We start from the raw sequence: 25,837 nt of genomic DNA, 5'->3' as shown, positions 1-25,837 counted from the left end.
TCCCGGCCATCCACGGTCTGAAACGCTGATACGAGAACGTGGATGTTCGGGACAAGCCCGGGCATGACGAGACAGTACGGTTTACCTCAGCGCCAGCCAGCCGAGCGTGAACAGGATCCCGCCGACGATCACGACCGCCACGATGGCCGAGATGCTGACGCGAGCGCTGCCAGCGACCTGCTTGGCTTCCTCATTTCGCGCAATCTCGAGATTGCGCTCCTTGTTGGCGCCGCTGGTATCCGTCATGGGTCATCCAAATCGGTGTTTTGCTAACGCGTCTTGATGAAGCACATGCCGATGCGGCTTGAGGCCGCGGCAGCCTGACACGCGAGACCTTTAGCACAGCTCCATGACGTAAAACTCCTGTCGCCCCTTTCCGATCCCGCATCTGGCAAAGAACAATGCGCACCCCAGCCGTCCTGATATTCGGTGCCGGCGAGTTCCCGGCTGCCGCGCGTTTGCGGCCGGCTGGCAAATCCGCGTGAGAAATCAGGGCGTTTGCCCGCGGCGAAGGCTGTCAGGATGTCGCGGCGACGGACTTGGTCGCCGACAAAATGCGGCGAGGCCGGCACGATGGTGGAATTGGACGGCTTGTCCGCCAGCCAGTCCACGCCCGGAAAATGGAAGCCGCCGATGCCGCGGGTCTGATGGCAGCCGGCGCAGGTGACGTCGTTGAGTCGGCGCTGGAAGCCCGCGACGGAGCGGATGTTCTGCATGTCCCCGCGCGCCGCGGCCTGCTTCAGCGCGCCGACCACGTCGCTGTCCGTGAAGACGGGATTTTCGTTGCCCTCCCCTGCATCATGCCGAACTCCGGCTGCAGTGCGGAGGCATCGAGGCCGGCGGGCGTCGGCACCACCGCAGCCCGGGCCAGGAATCTTTCCGGGATCAGCACCGTGCCGCGATCGAATTCGCGGTAGTGATCGGGCGCGAGCAGCCAGTCTTTGAAGTCGCGCCGGAGGTCATTGTCGGCAAGAATCCGGTCGCGGTCGATCTGGTTTTCCAGCGTCGATTCCTCGAACGTCTTCGTGGCGGCGTTGTACTTGAAGACCTTCAGGAGATAGTCCGACCGGAAATCATGCAGCGCCGATTTCGGCGCGATCGAGATCTGGATGTTGGTCTCGATGCGGTCGAGCAGGGCATCGTCGGGATGCGAGCTGCTGCCGATCAGCCCCTGCCAGTCGCCATTGTCCAGCCAGCGCCGCGCGACCTCGGTGCAACTCACGGGCTTGCCGTTCGAAGCGATCTGGCGGGCATCGCGCGCCTTCATCACCAGATTGAACGTCATCGGCAGGCGCGTTGCGGTCTTGCCTCCATCGGGCCCGGTCTCGAAACGCGCCAGCCGGTAGATCAGCCGGATCTCGCCGCAGGATTCTTCCGACACATAGGCGCGGTCCATACGGTTGACGATGCCGGCGAGCACGAAGCGCGTGTCGGCGGATTTCAGGTTGGCACGATCGAACAGCTGCACGTCAAAGCCTTCGCCGATGCCGATGGTCTCGGTCGGATAGGCCGCCTTCTGATGCGCGATGTAACGGTCGAACTCGGCGTCGAGCGCGGGTGGGATGTCCTTCAGCTGCTGTAACGAGGAGAACAGCAGGTCGGTCGTCAGCGGAAAGTTTGCGTTACGCTCCGGCCAAAGTAGCCGCGAAATCGTCAGTGTGTCGTTCTGGTCGAGCTTTCGCAGAATGTCGGGATCGGTGATCGCGGTACCGCGCATCAGCTGTGCGTTCTCCGCGGCCGATAGCGACATGGCGCCGCCGAGCAACACGACGACAGCAAGGAGAATTCGCAAAGCGCGGCTCATGCCTGAGGTAACACCGCGCAAGCCGGCCTATTCAAGCAAAAAGGCGCTTCACATGGTGGTGAAGCGCCTCTTCGAAAGTCGAATATCGGAGGTTCAGCGCGAGACGATCAGGCCCTTGCTGGTGACGACCACCCAGCGGCCGTCCTGGCGGCGGATCGCATCGACGCGGCCGACGCCTGGGATCGGATCGCCGGGATAGACCTCGTAGAGGCCGTCGCGGCCCTCAATCAGCGCGCCGCCATTGGCCGCATTGCGCAACCGCCAGCCTTCGACCGTCGGCAGACGGCCGACCTCGGCCTTGGGCGCGGCAGGCGCCGGTGCAGCGGCGGCGGTCGCAAGCTGGGTCGGCGCGATGGAGCCGGTCGTTTCCCTGGGCACTGATGCGGCGGCCTGCGCGGAAGCCGCGGCCGGCGGCGCGGCACGCAGCTTGTCGACGGTCTCGGACAGCTTTGCGATTTTGGCCATCGGCTCGGCCTGAGCCTTCTCGAGCTTGTCGAGGCGGTCGTTGGTCCGGTTGAACTGACCGAGGCCGGTCTTGGAGGTGTGCTCGACATTCGCCTTGAGCGCGACCACGTCGGCATCAATCCGCGCGACCGAAGATTCCAGTGCGCTGGTGTCGGCAACCTGTGCCGGCGCGGGGGCTGCGAAGTGCATCATGCCGGCGGTCGCGAGCGCGCCGCTGATCGCGCCGACGCTGGCCGCAATGGCCACCACCGCAGCCATCGCCGACAGGCGGCGCTTGCCGCCGGTCTCGCGCGGCGCGTCCGCCTTCACATGCGGGGCAAACTCCTCGCGATCCCAGGAACGCTCGGACGAGGCCATGACGATGAGCTTGCCGAGCTTCGGTTCGGGCTTGGTCTCAGCCTTTGCCTCAACCTTGGCGTCAACCTTGGCCTCGAGCTTTGGTGGCTCGACCTTGACGGGATCCGGCTTGGGCGGCGCCTCATGGTCGGGGGCGATCGAGGAGCCTCGACCCCGGCAGCTTCGAAAGCCTGCGGCGCGCTCGCAGCTTCGTCGGCGCTCGTCTGCTCACCGGTCTCTAGGGAAGCCTGCTCAGCCATTGGTTCGCTCACAGCTCAAATACTCCACTCTGGATTGACCTTTTGGTAACTTTCATTGCTTGCGAAATCCTTACCTCGGGACCCGCTTACCGAAATTTTAGGAAATCTTCCGGGGCCGAATTAGGCCGGGAACGTGGAACCGGTGTGGCGGGCGTGAAACAGTTTGTAACCGGGGCAAGATGAACGGCCGCGCAACGGGACGAGGCGCAGCTTCTCTCCTCCGTCACATCACGACGGGCGCATCCGGAAGCTCGTTCACATGCGACCCCTGCGGCGGGAAATGCCGCGCCAGCTCGCGCGATACCGCTGCGATGCCGCCGATCACGCCGCGCTCGAACTGGCCGGAGACGAACTCGGCTTCCATCGCGCGGCAGATGCTCTCCCAACCCTCGCCGCCGACCTTTGCGTGAATGCCGCGGTCGGCCACGATCTCGACGTCGCGGTCGGCGAGCAGGAGATAGATGAGGACGCCGTTGTTGTGCGCGGTGTCCCAGATGCGCAAATGCGAGAACACGTCGAGCGCACGCGCGCGGGCCGGCTGATTGCGGAACAGTGGCGCGCCATCCAGCGCGCCTTCGACGACGAAGCGGACCTGGCCGGAGTGGGTGGCCTCGCCCTGCCTGATCGCCTGCTCGATACGGGCGAGCACGGCCTGCGAAAAGATCTGCTTCGCTCGCCAATGATGCTGCACCAGATGTCTGGCAATACGCTTGATGCTCATGACCGCTACCAGCTCCCCGAGGCGCCGCCGCCGCCAAAACTGCCACCGCCGCCGCTGAAGCCGCCGCTGCTCGACGAGCCGCTGCTCCAGCCGCCTCCCGAAGAACCGCTCGACCACGAGCCACGGCGCGAGGATCCCGAGCTTGGGCCCATCGCTGCAAACAGATCGGCAATGAACCCGATGACGAAACCGAGCGCGCCGAGAGCGAGGGCAATCGAGAAGGAACCGAGAATGAACCAGCTCAGCACTGCGATGACGCCGCCGGTCGCCAATGATCCGACCAGTCGCCCCAGCATGGCACGGAAGAACCCGCCCACGCCCAGAGAGGCGAACAGCGTCACGATGAACAGCGGAGCGAGATCGTCCAGATTGCCGAAATTCACGGTCGGCGAGGGCACCGGCAACGGCTCGCCGTCGATGACGCGGATCATCCGATCGACGCCATCGGAGATGCCGCCGCTAAAATCACCCGTCCTGAATTTCGGCGTGATGATCTCGTCGATGATCCGCCGCGAGGTGACGTCGGTGAGCGCGCCTTCGAGGCCGTAGCCGACCTCGATGCGCAAATGCCGGTCGTTCTTGGCGACGATCAGGATCGCGCCGTCGTCGATCTTCTTGCGGCCTATCTTCCATGCCTCCGCGACGCGGATCGAGAATTGCTCGATCGTCTCCGGCTGCGTGGTGGGCACGATCAGGACGGCGACCTGGCTGCCCTTACGCGTCTCGAAGTCACGCAGCTTTTGCGACAACGCAGCGACGTCGCTGCTGGAGAGCGTGCCGGTCTGATCGACGACGCGGCCGGTGAGCGCGGGGACGGCGACGTCGGCTGCGGCGGGGAGGACGAAAGCGAGGACCAGGGCGAAGGCAAGGACGATCGGAGCGAGCACGTCCGAACTAACCCGCCACACCCTCGCTGTCATCGCCCGGCTTGACCGGGCGATCCAGTATTCCAGCGACGCCAGAGAGCTACGGAAAGGCCGCGGCGTACTGGATTCCCGCCTTCGCGGGGAATGACAGTGGTGGGCGGGGCTGGGCGCATTCGCAAAATCAAACGCACCTACTTCGACGGCGCGGGCGCCGGGTTGAAATCAACCTTCGGCGCGGTCGAGATTTCCTTTTCGTTCTCAACTGTGAAATTCGGCTTCTCCTTGTAGCCGAAGATCATCGCGGTGAAATTGGTCGGGACTGAGCGAATGGTGACGTTATACTCCTGCACCGCCTTGATATAGCGGTTGCGGGCGACCGTGATCCGGTTCTCGGTGCCTTCGAGCTGCGACATCAGGTCCTTGAACAGCGCATCCGATTTGAGCTGCGGATAATTCTCGGTGACGACGAGCAGGCGCGAGAGCGCGCTGGAGAGTTCGCCCTGCGCGGCCTGGAATTTCTGGAAGGCTGCGGGATCGTTCAGCACCTCAGGCGTCGCCTGGATGCTGCCGACCTTGGCACGCGCATTGGTGACGCCGAGCAGCACGTCCTTCTCCTGCTGGGCAAAGCCCTTCACCGAGTTGACGAGATTGGGCACGAGATCGGCGCGGCGCTGATACTGATTCACGACCTCGGACCAGTTGGCCTTGATCTGCTCGTCCTCGCTCTGGATCGCGTTGTAGCCGCAATTGGTGAGGCTGAGTGAGGCGAGCGCCGCCAGCACGGTGAGGATCTTGCGCATCAAATTTCTCCCGGTGGAATCGGGGGCAACCTAGCAGATCGGACACGAAAAGCAGCCGATTTACGCAAGCCTCTTGCCTATCCCCTTGCCTATCTCTGGCCGACATAGTCAACTTGACGGAACAATAAGACAGACTGGAAACGCTGAGGGGGAACGCGATGTCCTCGTTCGAGACCATCCTCGTGGAGCGGCCGGAGCCGGCGATTGCCCGGATCGTGATGAACCGGCCCGAGGCGCGCAACGCGCAGAACCTGCAAATGACCTACGACCTCAATGCCGCCTTCGACGAAGCGGTGCAGGACGACGCGGTCAAGGTCATCATCCTCGCCGGCAACGGGCCGCACTTCTCGTCCGGGCACGACCTCCGCCCCGGTGGCAAGAATGCCGCAGGCGTCGATTTTCCACCCGTAGGAAATTGGGGCGGCTTTGCCGAGCCCAATGCCCACGGCCGCTTCGCGCGTGAGCAGGAAATTTATCTCCAGATCACGCGGCGCTGGCGCAACCTCGCCAAACCGACCATTGCCGAGGTGCACGGCAAGTGCATCGCCGGCGGGTTGATGCTGGCATGGGCCTGCGACCTCATCGTCGCCAGCGACGATGCGCAGTTCTGCGATCCCGTCGTCACCATGGGCGTCTGCGGCGTCGAATGGTTCGTACATCCCTGGGAGCTCGGCCCGCGCAAAGCCAAGGAATTCCTGTTCACCGCCGACAGCTGGAGCGCCGAGGTGGCGCATCAGCTCGGTATGGTGAACCAAGTCGTGCCACGCGCGGAGTTGTCGTCGCGCGTGCTGGATCTGGCGCGCCGGATCGCATCGAAGCCGTCGTTTGCACTGAAGCTGACCAAGGAAGCCGTCAACCGCTCGGTCGATGTAATGGGTCAGCCGGCCGCGATCGACCAGGCGTTTGCGCTGCATCAGCTCTGTCACGCCCACAATCTTCAGGAGTTCGGCATGGTGGTCGATCCAGCCGGACTGCATCCCTCCGTGCGCAAGCCGCCGGCGGCCGCGGAGTAGCGACATGGACCTCAATCTCAGTGACGAGCAACGCCTGTTGCGCGAAAGCGCGGAACGCTTCGTAGCCGACAGCTACGATGCCGATCACCGTCGCAAGACGGCGAACGATCCGCTCGGCTTCAGCCCTGCGGTGTGGAAGCAGTTTGCCGAGCTCGGCTGGCTGGCGCTGCCGATCCCCGAGGAGTTTGGCGGACTCGGCGGCGGCGCGGTCGAGATCGGCATCTTGATGGAAGCCTTCGGCCGCGGGCTGGTGTCCGAGCCTTATGTCGCGACGGTGGTGCTCGGAGCCGGACTGATCGACCGATGCGGCGGCGCGGCTCAGAAGCAGGCAATCCTGCCTGAGATCTCGGACGGATCATTGAAGCTCGCCTTCGCCCATTCCGAGCGCGCGGCGCGGTTCGACCTCGCCAGGGTCGCGACCACTGCCAGCAAGACGGCGCAAGGCTGGCGTCTTTCCGGCAGCAAGATCGCCGTGCTCGACGGCCACGCCGCCGACGAGATCATCGTCTCCGCGCATATTCACGATCACAGGGGGCCATCCGGACGGATCGGCCTGTTCCTGGTAACGGCAACGGCGCCGGGCGTCGCCGTCAGCGACTATGAGCGCCTCGGCGGCGGGCGCGCCTGCAACATCGAACTGTCCGACGTGCATCTGCCGGAGGATGCGCTGCTTGGCGATGGGCACGACGCACTGCCGGCGATCGAATGGGCCGTCGATCGCGCCATGGCCGCGCTCGGCGCAGAGGCCGTCGGCATCATGCAGGTGCTGCTCGACACCACGCTGGAATACACAAAGATCCGCAAGCAGTTCGGCCGGCCGCTCTCCGCCAACCAGGTGATCCGTCACCGGCTCGCCGACATGGCAATGCAGGTCGACGAGTCACGCTCGATGGCATTGCGCGCCGCGCTGAAGGTTGACAGCCCACCGGTCGAGCGCGCACGGGCTGCCTCAGGCGCGAAGGCGAAGATCGGCAAATGCGCGCGCTTCGTCGGCGAACAGTCGATCCAGCTCCACGGCGGCATGGGCGTCACCGAGGAGCTCGAGGTCGGCGCCTATTTCAAGCGGCTGGTCGCGTTCGACACCCTATTCGGCGGCCCCGCGCATCATTATGCCCGCCACGCCAAGCTTGGCCGCATCACTATCCCCGCCTGAACAGGAGCGCATCATGGACCTGTCGTTCAATGCCGAGGAGCGCGCCTTCCAGGACGAGGTGCGCGACTTCATCGCCAAAAATCTCACCGAGGAGATGAAGCGCGCGACGGCGCTGACGCCGTCGGTATTCTCCGACCCTGACATCGGCATGGCCTGGCAGCGCACACTGCACAGCCGCGGCTGGGGCGCGCCGGGCTGGCCGATCGAATACGGCGGGCCGGACTGGACGCCGGCCCAGCGCTGGATCTTCGAGACGGAAAGCGCGCGGGCCGGTGTGCCGAACGTCAACGTGATGGGCGTGAAGATGGTCGGCCCCGTCATCATCGGCTTCGGCTCGCCTGAGCAGAAGAATTTCTACCTGCCGCGAATTCTCTCCGGCGAGGATTATTGGTGCCAGGGCTATTCCGAGCCGGGCTCCGGCTCCGATCTGTCCTCGCTGAAGACGCGCGCGATCCGTGACGGCGACGACTACATCATCAACGGCACCAAGATCTGGACCACGCATGCCCACCACGCCAACCGCATGTTCGCGCTGGTGCGCACCAGCGACGGGCCGCGGCAGCAGGACGGCATCAGCTTCATCCTGATCGACATGACGACGCCAGGCATCACCACGCGGCCGATCTTGACCATCGGCGGCGATCACGAGGTCAACCAGGTGTTCTTCGACGACGTGCGCGTGCCCGTCGCCAACCGCGTCGGCGAGGAAGGCAAGGGCTGGACCTACGGCAAATATCTGCTTGAGTTCGAGCGCGGCTCGGGGATTGCCTCGGCGAAGCTGCGCGAGGGGCTGAAGGCGATCGCGGATCTTGCCGAGTCGGACCTGACGGGACGCGCGATCGACAGCCCCGATATCGCGGCGCGCATCTCGGAGGTCGAGGTCGATATCGACGCGCTGGAGATGACCGAGCTGCGCGTTCTCTCGGCGCTCCAGACCGGTCAGAATCCCGGCGCGGTGTCGTCGATCCTGAAGCTGCGCAACAGCGAGATCCGCCAGGCCGTGACGCGGCTCGGGGTCGACGTGATTGGCCACGACGCGCTCGCCGTCGAGCCGATGCGCCCGCTCTACAAGCTCAACCACGAGCCGCCGACACCCGAGGACATGCTGACGGTGGTGCCCGAATATCTCAACGGCCGGGCCTATACGATCTTCGGCGGCACCTCGGAAATCCAGCGCGACATCATCGCGAAGATGATGCTGGGGATTTGAAGAGCGAGACTCTCTCTTTCGTCATTGCGAGGAGCCCTTGCGACGAAGCAATCCAGAATCCTTCCGCGGGGGACTGGATTGCTTCGCTGCGCTCGCAATGACGTCGTGGCAATAGCGCGGTCCGCCGTCGCTCTCACCCCGCCGCCTTCGCGTCCCGGATCGCCTTCCAGATCTTCTGCGGCGTCAGGGGCGTGTTGAGCTGGGTGATGCCGAGCTCGGCGAGCGCGTCCATCACGCCGTTGGTGACGCAGGGCGGCCCGCCGATGGCGCCGGATTCGCCACAGCCCTTGGCGCCGAGCGGATTGGTGCGGCAGGGCGCGGAATCATCCAGCGTCACCACGATCGGCGGAACGTCGTCGGCACGAGGGATGCAATAGTCCTGGTAGCTGGCGGTGAGGAGCTGGCCGTCGGCATCGTAGGACACGCCCTCGTACAGCGCCTGGCCGATGCCCTGCGCAACGCCGCCATGGATCTGGCCGGTGACCAGCATCGGGTTCACGGCTACGCCGACGTCGTCGACGGTGGTGTAGCGCACGACCTTGGAGACGCCGGTCTCCGGATCGATCTCGACCTCGCAGATATGCGTACCGTTCGGCCAGCTCGGACCGTCGACCTCGCCTTCGGAATCGACGCTGAGCTTGGCGCCGCCTTCCTTCTCGGCAAGATCGAACAAGCTGATGCGACGGTCGGTGCCGACCACGGTGAGCATGCCGCCCTGGTACTCGATGTCGTCGACCGAGGTTTCCAGTACGTTCGCCGCCTTCTCGCGCGCCTTCTGGATCAGGTCGTTCGATGAGACCGCAACCGCCGTGCCGCCGACGAACAGCGAGCGCGAGCCGACGCTGCCAAACCCCTGCGCGAGATCGGTGTCGCCCTGCACGATTTCGATCTTGTCCATGGCGATGCCGAGCGTATCGGAGATCATCTGGGTGTAGGTGGTCTGCAAGCCCTGCCCCATCGCCATGGTGCCGGAATGCAGGATGACGCGGCCTTGCGAGGTCGCGTGCAGGCTGACCTTCTCGGTGTGGGCGCGGCCACCGGTCCATTCGATGTAGGAGGTGAGCCCGCGGCCGTAGAGCAGACCCTTCTTCTTCGCGGCCTTCTTGCGCGCGGCAAAGCCGTCCCAGTCGGCCAGCTTCACGGCACGGTCGAGCATATGCGCGAAGGCGCCGGAATCGTAGACCTGTCCGGCCGCATTGGTGTAGGGCAGTTGCGCCGGCTTGATGTAATTGGCCTTGCGGATCGCCCGCGGATCCATGCCGATTTTTCGCGCGGCAGCGTCAAACAGGCGTTCGACGATGAAGACGGCCTCGGGACGGCCCGCGCCGCGATAGGCGCCGACCGGTGCGGTGTGGGTCATCACCGACTTTACCTCGAAATGCACCAGCGGCAGATCGTAGACGCCGGTCTGCACGAACGGGCCGAGCACCAGCGGAATGATGTTCGCCGCTCCCGACGAGTAAGCGCCGGTGCAGCCGATCGACTTGACGCGATAGGCCAGCACCTTGCCCTTCTCGTCCAGCGCGAAGGACGCGGTGGAGGTCAGATCGCGGCCGTGGGTGCCGCCGACGAATTCGTCGGTGCGGTCGCCGCGCCAGCGGATCTTCTTGTTCAGCTTGGTCGCGGCGTAGGCGACGATGCCGTCTTCGGGATAGAGATTGGTCTTCTGGCCGAACCCGCCGCCGATGTCGCCGACCAGCACGCGGACGCTGTCCTTGGGTCGCTTCAGCACGGCTTCCGCCAGCACGTCGCGGGTCGAGGCTGGAGTCTGCGACTGCACGTGCAGCAGGAGACGGCCGGTCTTCTTGTCGATCTCGGCAATGGTCGAGCGCGGCTCCATCGCGGAGGGCACGAGACGCTGGCTGACGATATCCAGCTCGACGGTATGCGCGGCCTTGGCGAAGGCTTCATCCGCCTTGGCGGCGTCGCCATAGCTCATCGCGCCGACGATGTTGTCGGGCGCCTCCGGCCACACCAAGGGCGCGCCCGGCTTGACGGCTTCGACGGGATCGACCACCGCAGGCTGCACGTCATATTCGACCACGATGGCTTCAGCCGCGCTCTGCGCCTCGCTGCGCGAGGATGCGACCACGGCGGCCACGGCTTCGCCGGCATAGCGCACGATTTCATGGGCGAGCAGGCGACGCGGCGGCACCGTCATCGGCTTGCCGTCGGGACGCTTGAAGATGCTCAGCGTCGGGATGGTTCCGATGTCATCCTTGACGAGGTCCGCGCCGGTGTAGATCGCGGCGACACCGGGCATCGATGCGGCTGCGCCCGTGTCGATCGAGACGATCTTCGCGTGAGCGTGCGGCGAGCGCAGCACATGCAACCACAGCGCGCCCTCCTCCGGTTTGTCGTCGATGAACTGCCCCTTCCCGGTGAGCAGCCGCTGGTCTTCCAAACGCTTGACGGGCTGGCCCGCTCCGAAACGCAAATTGCCGGGAAGAATGTTCATTCCGCTGGGTCCCTTAAGTCAAAACTGCGGGGTGCCTTTTAGCGGATCGAGGCATGCGAGGCCAGCCGCGGTTTTGGGCGGGATATCCACGATTTCGTCATGCCCGGGCTCGTCCCGGGCATCCACGTTCTTTGTGCGTAGGATAGGCGTGGATGGCCGGGTCAAGCCCGGCCATGACGACGGAGGGACCTAACCTAGCTCCCTGAGCGCGGCCTCCACGACCTTGCGCGCGTCGTCCGTCAGCGGGGCCTGCGGCGGGACGGGATTGCCGACCTCATAGCCCTGGCTCGCGAGCCCGGCCTTGATGCAGGCGGCGAGATTGAAGCGCGCGAAGGCCTCGTTGATCCGCCACAGCCTGCGCTGCAGAGCCATGGCCTCGTCCCAGCGGCCGGCCTTGCAGAGGTCGTAGAGCGCGACGCTCTGGCGCGGGATGATGCAGGCCGGACCCGCCATCCAGCCGAGCCCGCCGATCAACATCACCGCGGCCGGGATATGGGCGGAGGCCGAAAACACGCGCAAGGCATCGCCGCAACGGTTCATGATCGAGAGCAGCCGGCCGGTATTGGTCGAGGCGTCCTTGATGTAGCCGATGCGCGGATGCGCAGCGAGGCGCGCGATGATTTCGAGAGTCAGGTCGGAACGCTGGAATTGCGGATTGGTGTAGATGACGACGGGAATATCCACCGCGTCGGCGATGCTGCGGAAATAGGATTCCACCTGCGCGTCCGCGAGCGGAAAATACGCCTCCAGGATCGCCAGAATGCCGTCGGCCCCGAGCTTCTGATACGCCTTCGCCTGCGCCACCGCATCGGCTGTCGACGTGGAAGCGACGCCGGCCACCACGGGCACGCGGCCCTTCGCGGCCTCGATCGTGGTCTGCACGACCGCCGTGCGCTGCGCGGCGTTGAGATAGGCGAACTCGCCGGTCGATCCCAGCGGCGTCAGCCCGTGCACGCCGGCGCCGATCAGGTCGTCGCAGAGTTTCGCCAGCACCTTCGTGCGGACAGCGCCGTCCGCATCGACAGGCGAGACCAGATAGGGAAACACACCGCGAAATTCGGTCATGGCGGGTCCGATGCAGAAGGCTGGAGCATACCGGCAAGCAGGCGTCGCGCGCCTCGTCCGCTGCTAACACGCAACAAAATTGCCAGCAAGCTCGCGCATTGACCAGTTCTTAAGGACGTTACACGCCGGCCGCCGTGTCGTGCGCCTCCCCTACCCTATTTTAGGGAGTGACGGTGATGGTGCCGGCATGCCTGTCACAATGTTGTCCCGGTATCTGCATCCCGATCCGCGCATCCGGCGCGAGCTCGTCGAGCTGCTGTACACGTCGCTGCCGCAGGTATTCGCCATCGGGGTCACCTCGGTGACGGGGGCCGTGGCGCTGGCCATCATGAGCGGCGATATCGGCTATGCCGTGATCTCGGGTTTCATCTTCATCACGGCCTCGGCCCGGATCTATTCGCTATTCCGCTACAAGTCGCGCGCGGCACAATTCTCCGACGCCGACGTGATCCGCTGGGAGCGGCTTTACGGCGCAGGCGCATCCGCCTTCGGCCTTGCACTCGGCATGCTATCGTATCGCGCGCTCCAGATCGACGACGACCCCGGCGCCTGGATCGCATTCGGGCTCTCGATGTCGTTCTGCGTCGGCATGGTTTCGCGCGCGGCGATCCGTCCCTGGATCATCCTGACCACGGCCGCGATCCTGCTGACGCCGACCATCGTGGCCGGCCTGCTCCGGCCCGAGCTGGCCTACAAGCTCGGCGCGGTGATGCTGGTGTTCTTCTGGCTGACCCTGCGCGAAGCCTCCAAGCACCTCAGCGCCGCCTTCGTCGAACGCCTCGAAGCCAAGCATCGGCTGGCGCGGCAGGCCACCCACGATTTCCTCACAGGGCTGCCGAACCGGGCCGCGTTCCTCCAGGCGCTGGCGGAGACGCGCGGCGACTTCGCCATCATTGCCATCGATCTCGACGGCTTCAAGCCGGTCAACGACCGTCACGGCCATCACGCCGGCGACGATCTGCTGCGCCAGGTGGCGGAGCGGCTGTCGTTCTGCGTCGGCGCGACCGGACTTGCCGCGCGCTTCGGCGGCGACGAATTCATGATGCTCAAGCCGGTTGCCGCCGGCAAGGAAGGCCGCGAGGAAGCGCTCGCTTTGGCGCGCCGGGCCATTCTCGATCTCTCGATCCCGTTCCTGCTGACCGACATCCCGGTCCGCATTGGCGCAAGCGCGGGAATTCTCGTCAGCGCTGGCGCTGCGACCGCCGGTGCGACGGCGCAGCTGCTCGAGCAGGTCGACCGCGCCCTCTACGCAGCGAAACGCGCCGGAGGCAGCCGCTTCGCATGGGCGGATGAGGATTTCGGCCTCGAACACGCAGCAGGCTGAAGCTGCCGCGTTCGATCACGCCTTGAGCAGCCGCAGGCGTGTGCCCCATGGATCGATCGCCTCGATACCATCCGCAAGCCTGGTAAGCTGCGCACCGCCCTTGCGCAGGCGTTCCTCCTGCGCGGCGAGGATGTCCTGCTTCGCCGTCACCAGCGAGAACCAGGCAAGGCCGGTGGTGGCATCGTCGCGCTGGCCGGCGCCCTGGCTCTGCCAGACATTGATGCCGAGGTGATGGTGATAGCGGCCCGACGACAGGAACGCGGCGCCGTTGCGCTTGCGGGTGGGGTCGAGGCCGATCGTGCCGTGATAGAAGTTCTCGGCCTGCGCGAGATCGCCGACGCGCAGATGCATGTGGCCGATGCGCATTCCGTCCGGCGCCCTGGCGTAGTCGGCAACGCGCGTGTTGGTCAGCGACAGCAGGTCGGGAATGTTGAGCTCGTCGGTCGCCATCTTCACGCTGCCCTCGCTCCACTGCCATTGCGAGGGATCGCGGTCGGCATAGACCTCGATGCCGTTACCCTCGGGATCGTCGAGATAAACGGACTCGCTGACGAGGTGATCGGCAAAGCCAGACAGCTTCACGCGATGCGAGGCGGCATGGACAAGCCAGCGCGCGAGGTCCTTTCGCGTCGGCATCAGGAAGGCGGTGTGATAGAGGCCGGCGGCGTTGCGCGGTTCGATCATCGCATCGGGGCGGGCTTCCAGCACCAGCAGCGTGATGCCGGCGGTGCCGAGCCTGGCGGCGCTTGCCGAGCGCTCCAGCACGGTGAGCCCGATCACGTCGCGGTAATAGTCGGCGACCTTGTCGAGATCCTTCACCTGCAGCGTCACCATGCCGACCCGCATCGGCGTGCGGCTCGCATAGGTCGGCCCGCCGCCCTGCGGATTGCCCTCGGCGCGCGCCGCAGCCGCGGCGGCCATCGCAAGCGAGCTGGCGCCGGCAAGTTGAAGCAAGGTGCGGCGGGTGAGTTCGATGGTCATCAGTCAGGACTCGCTGGAGACGCTTGAGGCCATTTGGTGCAATCCCGGGATTGCTACACGTTCCCGTGAGCCCCTCCCAATCACATGTTCGTCGGCCGTGGTCCTGCAGGAGGACTGGCCACCCGGCCAGTTTCGCAATCAACCGCGACATCCCAGATTGGAGGCAGCTTACAGGAGCCCGCTATGACCGATTCCACGCCTCTGTCTTCACTGTCGTCCGCGCTCGCGGATGTCGTGGCGCACGCCGCGCCGTCCGTCGTCTCCGTGCATTCGCATCGTAGCCGCGCCACCGGCTTCGTCTGGAAGCCCGGCCTGATCGTTACCGCCGACGAGGCGCTTGCCGACGAGGGCGAGGTCCGGATAGGTCTCGCCGACGGCAGCACCGTCGCCGCTTCAATCGCCGGCCGCGACCATACGACCGATATCGCGCTGCTTCGCGCCGATACAGGTCTTGCGCCGGTCAAGCTGGCCACCACCGTTCCTGCGCTCGGCACGCTGTCGGTCGTCGTCGCTACCGATCGCGACGCGCCGAGCGCGGCACTCGGGATGGTGTCGGCATCAGGCAAAGGCTGGCGGTCCCTGCGCGGCGGCGACATCGATGCGCGGATCGAGCTCGACCTGCGCCTGCGCTTCGGCCAGCAAGGTGGGCTCGCGCTCGACGCATCGGGCGAAGCGTTCGGCATGGCCGTGCTCGGACCGCGGCGGGTGCTCGTCATTCCGACGGCGACGATCGCGCGGGTTGCGGCGCAGCTCGAGACGCGCGGCCGTATCGCGCGCGGCTATCTCGGCCTCGGGCTGCAGCCCGTGCGGCTCGACGACGGCATGGGTGCGATGGTGATGAATGTCGACCAGGCCGGGCCGTCCGCCATCGCCGGCATTCGCCAGGGTGACGTGATCATCGCAGTCAACGAGCAGAAGCTCTCAGGCGTGCGCGCGCTGTCACGCACGCTCGGCCCGGCAAGCGTCGGCGCGGTAGTCGATGTCTCCGCACGCCGCGGCGGCGAGCCGGTCAGCTTCAAGGTCACGGTCGGCGAGAGGCCGGAGGCGTGAGCGTCGACCCAACGCCGGAGATCGTGCTGTCGCTGGAGATCGACGACCCCGTTCTCGCCGATCGCCTGGCGGCGCTGCTCGGCAACGTGACCGGGCTTCGCCTCGCCGCGCCCGGCGAGCAGGCCGCGGCGACGGTTGTCGCCCGCGATCCGCGCAGCATGCCCGACGACATCGCGCTGACGCAGCGCGAGCTCGACGTACTGGCGCTGATGGCCGAGGGCGCCTCCAACAAGATGATCGCGCGCCAGCTCGGCATCTCCGTGCACACGGTGAAATTCCACGTCGGCTCGCTGCTCGACAAGCTGGACGCGACCGGCCGCACCGACGCGGTGGCGCATGCGGCACGCCGCGGCGTGATAGAGCTATGAGCGGGCGGCGATCAGTCCGCCTCAACGCGTTGGCGTAGCCCGGATGGAGCGGAGCGCAATCCGGGGCATGCGCCCCGCATTCCGCTTCGCTGCATGCGGGCTACAACTCACTCACGCGCGCTTGCCGCCGTTCTTCTCGGCCGCACGGCGCATCGCTTCGGCGAGGGCGCCGCCGCCGCCGGAGGAGGCCTCCTGCTTGCGCGGCGCCGACGACGTCATGCGGGCGGGGTTGCGTGTGCTGTTGTCGCGCTGCATGCCGGGGGCGTCCTTCTTGGCGCCGACCTCGTCGTCGAGCCGCAAGGTCAACGAGATGCGCTTGCGGGCGACCTCGAAGTCCAGCACCTTGACCTTGACAATGTCGCCGGGTTTCACCACCTCGCGCGGATCCTTGATGTAGGTCCTGGACATCGCCGAGATGTGCACGAGGCCGTCCTGGTGCACGCCGATGTCGACGAAGGCGCCGAAGGCCGCGACGTTGGTCACGGTGCCCTCGAGGATCATGCCCTTCTTGAGGTGCTTGATCTCCTCGACGCCCTCCATGAACACCGCGGCCTTGAACGCCGGGCGCGGATCGCGGCCCGGCTTTTCCAATTCCTTCAAGATATCGGTGACGGTCGGCAGACCGAAGGTCTCGTCGACGAAATCCTTCGGCTTCAGCGTGCGCACGATCTCGCTGCTGCCAATCAATGCCTTGATGTCGCTCTTGGTGGCGGCGAGAATCCGGCGCACCACCGGATAGGCTTCCGGATGCACGCCGGAGGCGTCGAGCGGGTCTTCGCCGCCGAGGATGCGCAGGAAGCCGGCGCACTGCTCGAACGCCTTCGGGCCGAGCCGCGGCACCTCCTTCAGCGCCTTGCGCGACTTGAACGGGCCGTTGGCGTCACGATGCGCCACGATGCTCTGCGCGAGACCCGAGCCGACGCCCGACACGCGCGCGAGCAGCGGCGCGGACGCGGTGTTGACGTCGACGCCGACCGCGTTCACGCAGTCTTCCACCACCGCATCGAGCGATTTTGCAAGCTTGGCCTGGCCGAGGTCGTGCTGATACTGGCCGACGCCGATCGCCTTCGGCTCGATCTTGACGAGCTCGGCGAGCGGATCCTGCAGGCGCCGCGCGATCGAGACCGCGCCGCGCAGGGTGACGTCGAGACCGGGCAGCTCCTCCGAGGCGAAAGCCGAAGCCGAATAGACCGACGCACCGGCCTCCGACACCACGATCTTGGTCATCTTCAGCTCGGCGAGACCCTTGACGAGATCGCCCGCGAGCTTGTCGGTCTCGCGCGAGGCCGTGCCGTTGCCGATCGCGATGAGCTCGACGCGATGCTTCAGCGCCAGCTTGCCGAGGATCGCGAGCGCCTCGTTCCACTGCCGCTGCGGCTCGTGCGGATAGATCACGGCGGTATCGACCACCTTGCCGGTCGCGTCGGTGACGGCGACCTTGACGCCGGTGCGGAAGCCGGGATCGAGCCCCATGGTGACGCGGGTGCCGGCCGGCGCGGCCAGCAGCAGGTCGCGCAAATTCGACGCGAACACGCGCACCGCCTCGGTCTCGGCCGCGTTCCACAGCCGCATGCGCAGGTCGATGTTCAGATGCACCTGGATCTTGGTGCGCCAGGCCCAGCGCACGGTGTCGACCAGCCAGCGGTCGCCGGCGCGCTTGAGGTCGGCGATGCCGAAGCGCTTCATGATCTTCAGCTCGTAGATACCAGGCACGCCCGGCGGCGGCGGCTCTTCGGCCTGAATCTGCAGGTCGAGAATTTCTTCCTTCTCGCCGCGGAACATCGCAAGGATGCGGTGCGATGGCAGCTTGGTCAGCGGCTCGGAGAACTCGAAATAGTCGGCGAATTTCTCGCCCTCGGTCTTCTTGCCGTCGCGCACCTTGGAGGCCATGCGCGCATTGGTCCAGACGTCTTCGCGCAATGCGCCGATCAGGTCGGCGTCCTCGTCGAAGCGCTCGACCAGGATGGCACGGGCGCCATCGAGTGCGGCGGCGGCATCCGCGACGCCCTTCTCGGCATTGACGAAGGTTTCGGCCACGACTTTCGGATCGTTACCGGGCTCCGCCATGAGCTGATTGGCGAGCGGCTCGAGGCCGGCTTCCTTGGCGATCTCGGCCTTGGTGCGGCGCTTCGGCTTGAACGGAAGATAAATGTCTTCCAGACGCGCCTTACTGTCGGCAGCAAGAATGGAGGCTTCCAGCGCGGCATCGAGCTTGCCCTGCTCGCGGACTGATTCGAGGATGGCCTTGCGGCGGTCTTCCAGCTCGCGCAAATAGCCCAGGCGCTCCTCCAGGGTACGCAATTGCGCGTCGTCGAGCGCACCGGTCGCTTCCTTGCGGTAGCGCGCGATGAAGGGAACCGTGGCGCCACCGTCGAGCAGCGTCACCGTCGCCTCGACCTGCTCCGCCCGGACCCCAAGCTCCTGCGCAATTTTCTGGTTGATATTTGCCACGCGAGAATCCCTCTATTCCAACCACGCCATGCGGAGCGAACCACCGGCTGCGGGACGCCGCTTATGGACCAACCAAGGTTGATTCATCAAGGTGCGGCGCGCAACCGTCGACAGGGGATTTTTTGGTGGAGCGATGCGTTCTCGCCACAATCGTGGGGATGGACGGGTTCTTCCTCTTGCTCCGCTGACTTGCCCGCGGCTTCGTAATCGTCATTGCGAGCGCAGCGAAGCAATCCAGAGTCTTTCTGCGGAGGGATCCTGGATTGCTGCGCTCGCAATGACGGAGTTTGAGGCAATAGCTGCGTCTCCAAATAGCGCCGTCATTCCCCGCCACCGGGTCTCGCCTTCGGCGAGCCCGATGACAGGCTCCGGCGGGGAATCCAGTACGCTGCGGCCTCTCGGTTGAACCACAACTGTCTCGGAGTACTGGATCGTCCGGTCCTGGTGCGCAATAGCGCACCGGCCGGACGATGACAGCTCGTATGTGGTTGCAGACACGCCTTCTCATTCTCGCGACGCGTTTCGCCCGAGCTTTGCCTGGTCTTGCCGCCCTCTCCAATCCAAGAGGGCGCAGGGAAGACCGGGTGCCGACGGGCACCCGCGGTCCGCTGCGCGAAGATGTAGCGCAAAAGAACCGCACAGCAGCATACAGGTGTCGCCGATCACTCGGCCTTCCCTGCGCGATGGTCGGACGACTTATGCCGTGATCTCCCGGGAGCCGAACTTTCCTTCTGGCCTCCCTCACCCCAGCGAATTGACGATGCCATCTGCCCGGTTGGGCTCGCGCACATCTCCGCAAAGGCTTGACCGTAGCAACGACGGCCAGGACCACACGGTTTTGCCGTACGCAGCTCATCCGGCTTCGCCAGCAGGCTCCGCCGGACTTTGGCGCCGCTCGTCCGCACGTGGCCGCGGGCTCACAGGGACTACCCGCCCTGCCCGCACCTTTCGCGCACGACGCTGCCGCGTCCACCGCAGGCCCGGCTCGCAACTCGTGACGACGTACGATCGCCCCTCAAGGATGAGCCGGGATGCGCAACACATACGCCGTTTCCGAATTTCGGTAAAGTGGAATATTTTCGTGAACGTGGCTTGACACGCCGGCGAAACAGGGCGGCGGCGATCACTGTCTCTGCTTGCATCTTGACAGGGGCCTCCGTTCCACGCCTGTTTGATCTGCCGGACCACCGAACTCGACGTGAGGACCAATCATGCCCACCACATCGGTCGGCGTCTTCAAGATCGCCACCAGCGGCCCCGGCGACGTTTCCGGCCTCATGGCCATGATCGGCTCCGGCGCGATCGACGCGGCATCGATCCTGGCGATCCTCGGCAAGACCGAAGGCAATGGCGGCGTCAACGACTTTACCCGGGAGTATGCGGTGGCCGCGCTGTGCACGGCGCTGGCGCCGCAACTCGGCCTTTCCGCCCACGAGGTCGAGCAACGCATTGCCTTCGTGATGTCGGGCGGCACCGAGGGCGTGCTCAGCCCGCATATCACCGTGTTCACGCGGCAAGAGATCGATCGGCCACCAGCGGATCTGTCCGGCAAGCGCCTGAGCATCGGCATGGCCCACACCCGCGACTTCCTGCCCGAAGAGCTCGGCAGCGCGGCACAGATCGCGGAGACGGCGAAAGCCGTGATGACCGCCATGGCGGATGCCGGCATTTCCGACCCGGCCGACGTCCATTTCGTGCAGATCAAGTGCCCGCTGCTCACCAGCGACCGCGTCGCGGCGGCGAACGCGCGCGGCAACAAGACCGCAACCACAAGCGCCTACAGCTCGATGGCCTATTCGCGGGGTGCTTCCGCGCTCGGGGTTGCGGTCGCGCTCGGCGAGATCGCCTCCGACGTTGGCGACGCCGACGTGCTGCGCCGTTATGATCTTTTCTCGAAGGTCGCATCGACCTCGTCCGGGATCGAGCTGATGCACAACGTCATCATCGTGCTCGGTAACTCCTCATCTTCCGCGAGCGCGTTCGAGATCGGGCATGCCGTGATGGACGATGCGATCGATGCCGCGGCGGTGGTGGCGGCATTGAAGAGCGTCGGGCTCGGTGCAAATCCGCAGCCGGGCCGCGAGCTCGTCAACATCTTCGCCAAGGCCGAAGCGTCGCCTGACGGCAGCGTACGCGGCTTCCGCCACACCATGCTGGAAGATACCGACATCAGTTCGACACGCCATGCCCGCGCGGCGGTCGGCGGCCTGATCGCGGGCCTCGCCGGCACCGGCGCGATTTATGTTTCCGGCGGCGCCGAACATCAGGGTCCGGCGGGCGGCGGGCCGGTTGCAGTGATCGCCCGACTGGCTTACTGACGCAGACCTCTCCGCCCGGCGCAACCCTGCCCCTCGCGCCGGCTCAGTTGATTCACGCGGGCCCTTGCGAAAAAGGTGATGCCGCACCTCAAGGGATTATGACTTCATGACTTTGCCGATGAGCTGGAACGAATGGGCGCAGCACGATGGCGTTGGGCTGGCGGCGCGTGTCCGCAAGGGTGAGCTGACGGCGAAGGAATTGGCGCGCCAGGCCGCCGCAGGCGTGGCCAAGGTCAATCCGGCGCTGTCGGGCGTGGTCGAGCTGTTCGAGGACGTGATCGCCGATCCGGCCAAGGACGGCGCCAATCTCGGCGGCCCGTTCGCCGGCCTGCCCTTCCTGATGAAGGACCTCGGGCCGACCATGAAGGGCCGCCTCCAGGAGATGGGCTCGCTGCTGATGCGCGGCAATCGCGCCGCCGCCGACACGTTCCTGACCGGAAAACTCCGTCAGGCCGGCCTGAACCTGATCGGGCGGACCACGACGCCGGAATTCGGCGTGTGCTCTTCGGCCGACAATCCCGCCGTGTACGTCACGCGCAATCCCTGGAATACCGACTACACCACCTGCGGCTCGTCGGCGGGCAGCGCCGCGATGGTCGCGGCCGGCGTGGTGCCGATCGCGCATGCGACCGACGGCGGCGGCTCGATCCGCATTCCCGCCGGGGTCAACGGCAATATCGGCCTGAAAGTGTCGCGCGGCGTGTTCTCGCTGGCACCGCACATGTCGGATCTCACCGGCCTCGTCTCGATCCAGGGCTGCCAGTCGCGCTCGGTGCGCGACACCGCTGCTTTCGTCGATCACGCCCGCGGACCTGCGCCCGGCGAGTTCATGCCGTTCTGGACCACGGCGCAGCCCTATTCGGAGATGATCAAGCGCGATCCGTCGAAGCTGCGAATCGCGCTGTCGCACACCTGGGGCGACTACACCGCGACGCCTGAGATCGCCGCCGAGCTCGAGAAGACCGGCCGTTTCCTCGAAGGTCTCGGCCATCACGTCGATTACGCGCTGCCCGAACTCGACTTCCGCGCCGCGTTCGAGGCTCAGACGATGTGCTACATCTCGAATTTCGCGGTGGTGATCTCCAACATGCTCGCCGCACGCGGGCTGGAAAGACCGCCGGAAGATCTGATCGAGCCCATGAACATCCGGATCTGGGAAGCCGGCCGCCACACCAGCTTCGCGGAACGTGCAAAGATGCAGGGCGTGTTCAACACGACCTCGCGCGGCTTCGGCGCGTTCTTCGAGCAGTGGGATGTGATCCTGACGCCGATCACGGCGCTGCCGACGCCGAAGGTCGGCACCAGGGAATATCTCACCATTTCCGACAACCCTGATGTGCTCGACTGGTTCGGCAATCTCTGGCGCTTCTTCGCCTTCACCCCGCTCGCCAATCTCTGCGGCATGCCGGCGATCTCGATGCCGATGGCGACACAGGATCACGGCCTGCCGCTCGGCATCCAGGCGATCGGCAAGCAGGCCAATGACGGCCTCCTGCTGCAACTCGCCGCCCAGATCGAGCGCGCGCTCGACGGCAAGTGGAACGATGGCAGGAAGCCGAAGGTGCATGTGAGCTGAGGGAACGGCGATCGCATTGAGACGCGATCGCGCCTCTCACCTAGTTCTTCACCGTCGGAATTTCCTCCGCCGTCGGCTGCTGCTGTCCCATCTTGAACATCGCCAGCGCCTTGTCGAGCGCTTCGCGCAGGGCAAGCGCCGCGGCCACGCTGCAACGTAAGTGCGCAGTCTGGACCACATCGACCCTGACGGCGGCGCCGACCGGCATCAGCAGGTTCGCGGCAAGCTCGATCTGGATCGCGCCGTTGTGATGGCCGAAGCAGGAGGCGCCGTCGAAATAGATGATCGGCGCCCGCTCGGAGCTGGAGGTCGAAATGATGACGGGCCCCTGGCTGGTGGCGGGCGTTTCGGGGTCGGCCATGGGCACTCCTCGCGGCTAGTCGAACAAATCAGGCGCCACCATCGTTGCTTCGGCCCGCCGTGTCGAGGCAAAACCGGCCGTGCGAGGCGCATTCGGGGTTTTGCACCGCGCGGGCCGCTGGTCTAGAACGTCATCATGTCCATTCCGCCTGCCACGCTTCCTTTCGAGGAACTCGCCGAGGCCATCAAGGGCCGCCGCTCCGATTATGGCCATATCAGCGGGCTCCAGCTCGACCGTTTCGCACCGGCCGAGGCCTGGTCCAGCCTGCCCTACCGCCCGGTGTTCGTCGGCGACACCGAGACCGGCGTGCTGCATGGCGGCGTCGTCACCGCGATGCTGGACGAGAGCTGCGGCATGGCGGTGCAACTTGCGCTCGACGGCACGAGCGCGATCGCAACCCTCGATCTGCGCATCGACTACCAGAAGCCGGCCACGCCCGGTCTCGACATCAAGGCGCATTCGGTCTGCTACCGCACCACGCGCTCGATTGCCTTCGTGCGCTCCACCGCCTATCAGGAGTCCGAGGACGATCCGGTCGCGACCGCGACCGCCTGCTTCATGATCGGCGCCAACCGCACCAACATGCTGGCAGACCGTAGGATGGATTCGCGCAGTATCCAGACGCTGGAGGCGCCGGACGATCCCGGCGGTCCGTTCGCGAGCAGCCCGTTCGCGCGCGCCCTCGGCATTCGCGTCAACGACGACGGCACGCTGACGATGCCGTTCTCGCCGCAGATCATCGGCAATCCGATCCTGCCCGCGATCCATGGCGGCATGACCGGTGCCTTCCTCGAAACCACCGCGATTTTCGGCGTGAGGCGCGAGCTCGGCATCGCCGCGCTGCCCAAGCCGATCGGCCTCACCGTCAACTATCTCCGCTCCGGCAGGGCGCTCGACACCTTCGCCAACGTCTCGATCGTGAAGCAGGGCCGGCGCATCGTCGCCTTCGAGGCGCGGGCCTGGCAGGACGATGCGAACAAGCCGATCGCCTCCGCCTTCGGTCATTTCATGCTGCGGCCGACGCCCGGAAACGACGAGGAATAGGCTATTTTCCCTTGACGACCGGGGACCGGGCCACAACGATAGCGCGCTTTCTGCGAGAGGTATTGGGTTGCGGCATCCGCTCGACATCATCGCCATGTTCGCCGCGCTCTGGCTGCTGGCATCGATGGTGCTCGATGCGCTGACGCCCAAGGAATTGACGGCGGTGATGATCGGCATCGCGATCGGGCCCGCCATCGTCATCACCGCCGTGTTCTATTATCTGCGCTGCCCGCGACTGGATTTTGCGGTGATGTTCGCAGCGCTCTGGCTGATATCCGACATCGCCATCGCGTTCATCTCGCGGGCGCCGCTGCCGCATTTCCTGATCGCGCTCGGTTTCATGCCGGCGCTGCTGATCGGGATCGTGCTGCACTGGCAACGCTTCCAGCGCCGCCATGAGCGACTGACGGTGCCATCCGTGAAGCGTGGCTAGCGCGATAGCAGATTCGTCTTGGCGAGATCGATGACCTCGTCGCCGCGTCCGCTCATCACGGCGCGCAGCACCCACAGGCTGAAGCCCTTGACCTGCTCGGCCGTGATGGTCGGCGGCATCGACAGCTCCTGCTTGGCGGTGACGACGTCGAGCAATGCGGGTCCGTCGTGGGCCAGCATCTCCTTCACCGCACCCGGAAGTTCGCCGGGGTCCTCGACGCGCCTGGCGAAAATGCCCATCGCGCGCGCCATCGCCGCGAAATCAGGATTCTCCAGGTCGACATTGGTATCGACGAAGCCCGCGGCCTTCATCTCCAGCGCGACGAAGCCGAGCACGCCATTGTTGAAGACCACCACCTTCACCGGCAGCTTCATCTGCGTCAGCGTGATCAGGTCGCCCATCAGCATGGTGAAGCCGCCGTCGCCCGACAGCGAGATCACCTGACGGCCGGGCTGGGCGGCCTGCGCGCCGATCGCCTGCGGCATGGCATTCGCCATCGAACCGTGCACGAAGGAGCCGATCAGCCGGCGGCGGCCGTTCATGTCGAGATAGCGCGCGGCCCACACGGTCGGCGTGCCGACATCGGCAGTGAACACGGCATCGTCGGAGGCGTGGTCGCTGACGACCTTTGCGAGATATTGCGGATGGATCGGCTTGGAGCCCGGCGTACCCCTCGCGAGCGAGTCGAGTCCCTCGCGCGCCTTCTTGTAGTGCGCGATCGCGTCGTCGAGATGCTTGCGCTGTGTCTTGTTCTTCAGCAGCGGCAGCAGCGCCTCGATGGTGAGCTTGACGTCGCCGACGAGGCCAAGATCGATCTTGCATCGCCGTCCGAGGTTCTCCGGGCGGATATCGATCTGCGCGACCTGGCAGTCGGTCGGGAAGAACTGCTTGTAGGGAAAATCAGTCCCGAGCATCACCAGCGCGTCGCAGGCGTGCATGGCGGCATAGCCCGAGGAGAAGCCGATGAAGCCGGTCATGCCGACGTCGTAGGGGTTGTCGTACTCGACATGCTCCTTGCCGCCAAGCGCATGCACGATCGGACTCTTCAGGCTTTCTGCCAGCTGCATCAGCGGCGCATGCGCGCCGGCACAGCCGCGGCCGCAGAACAGCGTGACGCGCTCGGCGCCGTTCAGCAGATCCGCCAGCGCCTTCAACTCGTCGGCCTGCGGCACCACCTTCGGCGGCATCAGCGCCAGTCCGCGCGCCGTCGACAGCGCACGCTTCGGCGGATCGCGGAATGCGACATCGCCGGGCATGACAACGACCGCGACGCCGCGCAGGCCCACGGCGGCGCGGATCGCATTCTCGAGCACGTAAGGCAGCTGGCTCGGATCCCCAACCATCTCGCAATAATGGCTGCATTCGCGAAACAGGTTCTGCGGATGGGTTTCCTGGAAGTAGCCGCCGCCGATCTCGGCCGAGGGGATCTGTGCCGCGATCGCCAGCACGGGAACGCGGCTGCGATGCGCGTCGAACAGGCCGTTGATCAGATGCAGATTGCCGGGGCCGCACGAGCCCGCGCAAACCGCGAGGCTTCCGGTCATCTCGGCTTCGCCGGCGGCTGCGAACGCCGCAACCTCCTCGTGCCGGACATGGATCCATTCGATCGTGCCGCGGCGGCGCAGCGCCTCGGTGAACGCGTTCAGACTGTCACCGACGATGCCGTAGATGCGCTTGACGCCGGCCTGTTCGAGCGTTGCCACGAACAGTTCGGCCACGTTGTTGATCGCCATGTCGGTCTCCTGATTCCGCGAGTCACGCAAGATAGGATAACGCGCGG

The 25,837-nt window shown here is 65.7% G+C and carries 20 protein-coding genes and 2 pseudogenes; 10 read left to right on the top strand and 12 right to left on the bottom strand.

The window, feature by feature from the left end; translation table 11 throughout:
* Positions 1-81 precede the first annotated feature (81 nt).
* From ACQ86E_RS19920 to ACQ86E_RS19895, 6 genes and pseudogenes are all read right to left on the bottom strand, one after another.
* On the bottom strand, positions 82-246 hold the full coding sequence (locus tag ACQ86E_RS19920; protein ID WP_168213508.1) for a hypothetical protein: 165 nt from the start codon (positions 244-246) through the stop codon (positions 82-84).
* Positions 247-269: 23 nt separating this feature from the next.
* A pseudogene (locus ACQ86E_RS19915) lies at positions 270-1,804 on the bottom strand (hypothetical protein).
* A 93-nt stretch (positions 1,805-1,897) separates the two neighbouring features.
* Positions 1,898-2,865 (bottom strand): annotated as a pseudogene (locus tag ACQ86E_RS19910) (hypothetical protein).
* A gap of 223 nt (positions 2,866-3,088) precedes the next feature.
* Positions 3,089-3,586, bottom strand: coding sequence for a TPM domain-containing protein (locus ACQ86E_RS19905; protein ID WP_431201430.1), 498 nt, complete (start codon positions 3,584-3,586; stop codon positions 3,089-3,091).
* A gap of 5 nt (positions 3,587-3,591) precedes the next feature.
* Positions 3,592-4,506 (bottom strand): TPM domain-containing protein, encoded by a 915-nt coding sequence (locus tag ACQ86E_RS19900; RefSeq protein ID WP_431201429.1) that lies wholly within the window; start codon positions 4,504-4,506, stop codon positions 3,592-3,594.
* 137 nt (positions 4,507-4,643) lie between these two features.
* Positions 4,644-5,252 carry a LemA family protein gene (locus ACQ86E_RS19895; RefSeq protein ID WP_431201428.1) on the bottom strand — a complete coding sequence of 203 codons (609 nt, stop codon included), beginning with the start codon at positions 5,250-5,252 and terminating at the stop codon, positions 4,644-4,646.
* Positions 5,253-5,410: 158 nt separating this feature from the next.
* Here ACQ86E_RS19895 and ACQ86E_RS19890 point away from each other — a divergent pair, with 158 nt between their 5' ends.
* Genes ACQ86E_RS19890 through ACQ86E_RS19880 form a run of 3 tightly spaced genes read left to right on the top strand, consistent with a single transcriptional unit; the run spans position 5,411 to position 8,628 of the window.
* Positions 5,411-6,265: an enoyl-CoA hydratase gene (locus tag ACQ86E_RS19890; RefSeq protein WP_431201427.1), complete on the top strand. Its 855-nt coding sequence runs from the start codon at positions 5,411-5,413 to the stop codon at positions 6,263-6,265.
* 4 nt (positions 6,266-6,269) lie between these two features.
* Positions 6,270-7,418, top strand: coding sequence for an acyl-CoA dehydrogenase family protein (locus ACQ86E_RS19885; RefSeq protein ID WP_431201426.1), 1,149 nt, complete (start codon positions 6,270-6,272; stop codon positions 7,416-7,418).
* A gap of 13 nt (positions 7,419-7,431) precedes the next feature.
* Entirely contained in the window at positions 7,432-8,628 is a 1,197-nt protein-coding gene (locus tag ACQ86E_RS19880; RefSeq protein ID WP_431201425.1) for an acyl-CoA dehydrogenase family protein, read from the top strand.
* 133 nt (positions 8,629-8,761) lie between these two features.
* On the opposite strand, the gene ACQ86E_RS19875 is transcribed toward ACQ86E_RS19880, so the two are convergent.
* Both ACQ86E_RS19875 and ACQ86E_RS19870 read right to left on the bottom strand, forming a co-directional pair.
* Entirely contained in the window at positions 8,762-11,086 is a 2,325-nt protein-coding gene (locus ACQ86E_RS19875) for a xanthine dehydrogenase family protein molybdopterin-binding subunit (RefSeq protein WP_431201424.1), read from the bottom strand.
* A 189-nt stretch (positions 11,087-11,275) separates the two neighbouring features.
* The gene (locus ACQ86E_RS19870; RefSeq protein WP_431201423.1) at positions 11,276-12,151 is read right to left on the bottom strand and encodes a dihydrodipicolinate synthase family protein; all 876 of its coding nucleotides are present in this window, start codon (positions 12,149-12,151) and stop codon (positions 11,276-11,278) included.
* Between the two features lie 187 nt (positions 12,152-12,338).
* Here ACQ86E_RS19870 and ACQ86E_RS19865 point away from each other — a divergent pair, with 187 nt between their 5' ends.
* Complete coding sequence (locus ACQ86E_RS19865; protein WP_431201422.1) at positions 12,339-13,475, top strand: diguanylate cyclase domain-containing protein; 1,137 nt, start codon at positions 12,339-12,341, stop codon at positions 13,473-13,475.
* Between the two features lie 15 nt (positions 13,476-13,490).
* Here ACQ86E_RS19865 and ACQ86E_RS19860 read toward each other — a convergent pair whose 3' ends face one another.
* Positions 13,491-14,456, bottom strand: coding sequence for a VOC family protein (locus tag ACQ86E_RS19860; protein ID WP_431201421.1), 966 nt, complete (start codon positions 14,454-14,456; stop codon positions 13,491-13,493).
* A gap of 183 nt (positions 14,457-14,639) precedes the next feature.
* Here ACQ86E_RS19860 and ACQ86E_RS19855 point away from each other — a divergent pair, with 183 nt between their 5' ends.
* Entirely contained in the window at positions 14,640-15,506 is an 867-nt protein-coding gene (locus ACQ86E_RS19855) for a S1C family serine protease (protein WP_431201420.1), read from the top strand.
* Complete coding sequence (locus tag ACQ86E_RS19850; RefSeq protein ID WP_431201419.1) at positions 15,503-15,874, top strand: response regulator transcription factor; 372 nt, start codon at positions 15,503-15,505, stop codon at positions 15,872-15,874. Before ACQ86E_RS19855 ends, ACQ86E_RS19850 begins: the two co-directional genes overlap by 4 nt.
* A gap of 111 nt (positions 15,875-15,985) precedes the next feature.
* On the opposite strand, the gene ACQ86E_RS19845 is transcribed toward ACQ86E_RS19850, so the two are convergent.
* On the bottom strand, positions 15,986-18,325 hold the full coding sequence (locus tag ACQ86E_RS19845; RefSeq protein WP_431201418.1) for a Tex family protein: 2,340 nt from the start codon (positions 18,323-18,325) through the stop codon (positions 15,986-15,988).
* A 1,211-nt stretch (positions 18,326-19,536) separates the two neighbouring features.
* Here ACQ86E_RS19845 and ACQ86E_RS19840 point away from each other — a divergent pair.
* Both ACQ86E_RS19840 and ACQ86E_RS19835 read left to right on the top strand, forming a co-directional pair.
* On the top strand, positions 19,537-20,643 hold the full coding sequence (locus ACQ86E_RS19840; protein ID WP_431201417.1) for a ring-opening amidohydrolase: 1,107 nt from the start codon (positions 19,537-19,539) through the stop codon (positions 20,641-20,643).
* A gap of 106 nt (positions 20,644-20,749) precedes the next feature.
* Positions 20,750-22,219: an amidase gene (locus ACQ86E_RS19835; protein WP_431201416.1), complete on the top strand. Its 1,470-nt coding sequence runs from the start codon at positions 20,750-20,752 to the stop codon at positions 22,217-22,219.
* Positions 22,220-22,259: 40 nt separating this feature from the next.
* On the opposite strand, the gene ACQ86E_RS19830 is transcribed toward ACQ86E_RS19835, so the two are convergent.
* Positions 22,260-22,580 carry a hypothetical protein gene (locus tag ACQ86E_RS19830; protein WP_431201415.1) on the bottom strand — a complete coding sequence of 107 codons (321 nt, stop codon included), beginning with the start codon at positions 22,578-22,580 and terminating at the stop codon, positions 22,260-22,262.
* A 135-nt stretch (positions 22,581-22,715) separates the two neighbouring features.
* Between ACQ86E_RS19830 and ACQ86E_RS19825 the strand changes: the two genes are divergently transcribed.
* On the top strand, positions 22,716-23,624 hold the full coding sequence (locus ACQ86E_RS19825; RefSeq protein ID WP_431201414.1) for a PaaI family thioesterase: 909 nt from the start codon (positions 22,716-22,718) through the stop codon (positions 23,622-23,624).
* Between the two features lie 67 nt (positions 23,625-23,691).
* The gene (locus tag ACQ86E_RS19820; protein WP_431201413.1) at positions 23,692-24,057 is read left to right on the top strand and encodes a hypothetical protein; all 366 of its coding nucleotides are present in this window, start codon (positions 23,692-23,694) and stop codon (positions 24,055-24,057) included.
* Here ACQ86E_RS19820 and poxB read toward each other — a convergent pair.
* Complete coding sequence (gene poxB, locus ACQ86E_RS19815; protein WP_431201412.1) at positions 24,054-25,790, bottom strand: ubiquinone-dependent pyruvate dehydrogenase; 1,737 nt, start codon at positions 25,788-25,790, stop codon at positions 24,054-24,056. The genes ACQ86E_RS19820 and poxB overlap by 4 nt on opposite strands.
* Between the last annotated feature and the right edge of the window lie 47 nt (positions 25,791-25,837).

It is taken from the genome of Bradyrhizobium betae (genome assembly GCF_050632175.1).
In the GTDB taxonomy this organism is placed as follows: domain Bacteria; phylum Pseudomonadota; class Alphaproteobacteria; order Rhizobiales; family Xanthobacteraceae; genus Bradyrhizobium; species Bradyrhizobium betae_B.
Note: the sequence above shows the minus strand (reverse complement) of the source record. Positions and strands in the feature narration are given on the sequence as shown.

Coding starts and splice junctions, on each gene's coding strand:
- ACQ86E_RS19920 (WP_168213508.1), bottom strand. CDS start 246: ATGACGGATACCAGCGGCGCCAACAAGGAGCGCAATCTCGAGATTGCG.
- ACQ86E_RS19905 (WP_431201430.1), bottom strand. CDS start 3,586: ATGAGCATCAAGCGTATTGCCAGACATCTGGTGCAGCATCATTGGCGA.
- ACQ86E_RS19900 (WP_431201429.1), bottom strand. CDS start 4,506: ATGACAGCGAGGGTGTGGCGGGTTAGTTCGGACGTGCTCGCTCCGATC.
- ACQ86E_RS19895 (WP_431201428.1), bottom strand. CDS start 5,252: ATGCGCAAGATCCTCACCGTGCTGGCGGCGCTCGCCTCACTCAGCCTC.
- ACQ86E_RS19890 (WP_431201427.1), top strand. CDS start 5,411: ATGTCCTCGTTCGAGACCATCCTCGTGGAGCGGCCGGAGCCGGCGATT.
- ACQ86E_RS19885 (WP_431201426.1), top strand. CDS start 6,270: ATGGACCTCAATCTCAGTGACGAGCAACGCCTGTTGCGCGAAAGCGCG.
- ACQ86E_RS19880 (WP_431201425.1), top strand. CDS start 7,432: ATGGACCTGTCGTTCAATGCCGAGGAGCGCGCCTTCCAGGACGAGGTG.
- ACQ86E_RS19875 (WP_431201424.1), bottom strand. CDS start 11,086: ATGAACATTCTTCCCGGCAATTTGCGTTTCGGAGCGGGCCAGCCCGTC.
- ACQ86E_RS19870 (WP_431201423.1), bottom strand. CDS start 12,151: ATGACCGAATTTCGCGGTGTGTTTCCCTATCTGGTCTCGCCTGTCGAT.
- ACQ86E_RS19865 (WP_431201422.1), top strand. CDS start 12,339: ATGCCTGTCACAATGTTGTCCCGGTATCTGCATCCCGATCCGCGCATC.
- ACQ86E_RS19860 (WP_431201421.1), bottom strand. CDS start 14,456: ATGACCATCGAACTCACCCGCCGCACCTTGCTTCAACTTGCCGGCGCC.
- ACQ86E_RS19855 (WP_431201420.1), top strand. CDS start 14,640: ATGACCGATTCCACGCCTCTGTCTTCACTGTCGTCCGCGCTCGCGGAT.
- ACQ86E_RS19840 (WP_431201417.1), top strand. CDS start 19,537: ATGCCCACCACATCGGTCGGCGTCTTCAAGATCGCCACCAGCGGCCCC.
- ACQ86E_RS19835 (WP_431201416.1), top strand. CDS start 20,750: ATGACTTTGCCGATGAGCTGGAACGAATGGGCGCAGCACGATGGCGTT.
- ACQ86E_RS19830 (WP_431201415.1), bottom strand. CDS start 22,580: ATGGCCGACCCCGAAACGCCCGCCACCAGCCAGGGGCCCGTCATCATT.
- ACQ86E_RS19825 (WP_431201414.1), top strand. CDS start 22,716: ATGTCCATTCCGCCTGCCACGCTTCCTTTCGAGGAACTCGCCGAGGCC.
- poxB (WP_431201412.1), bottom strand. CDS start 25,790: ATGGCGATCAACAACGTGGCCGAACTGTTCGTGGCAACGCTCGAACAG.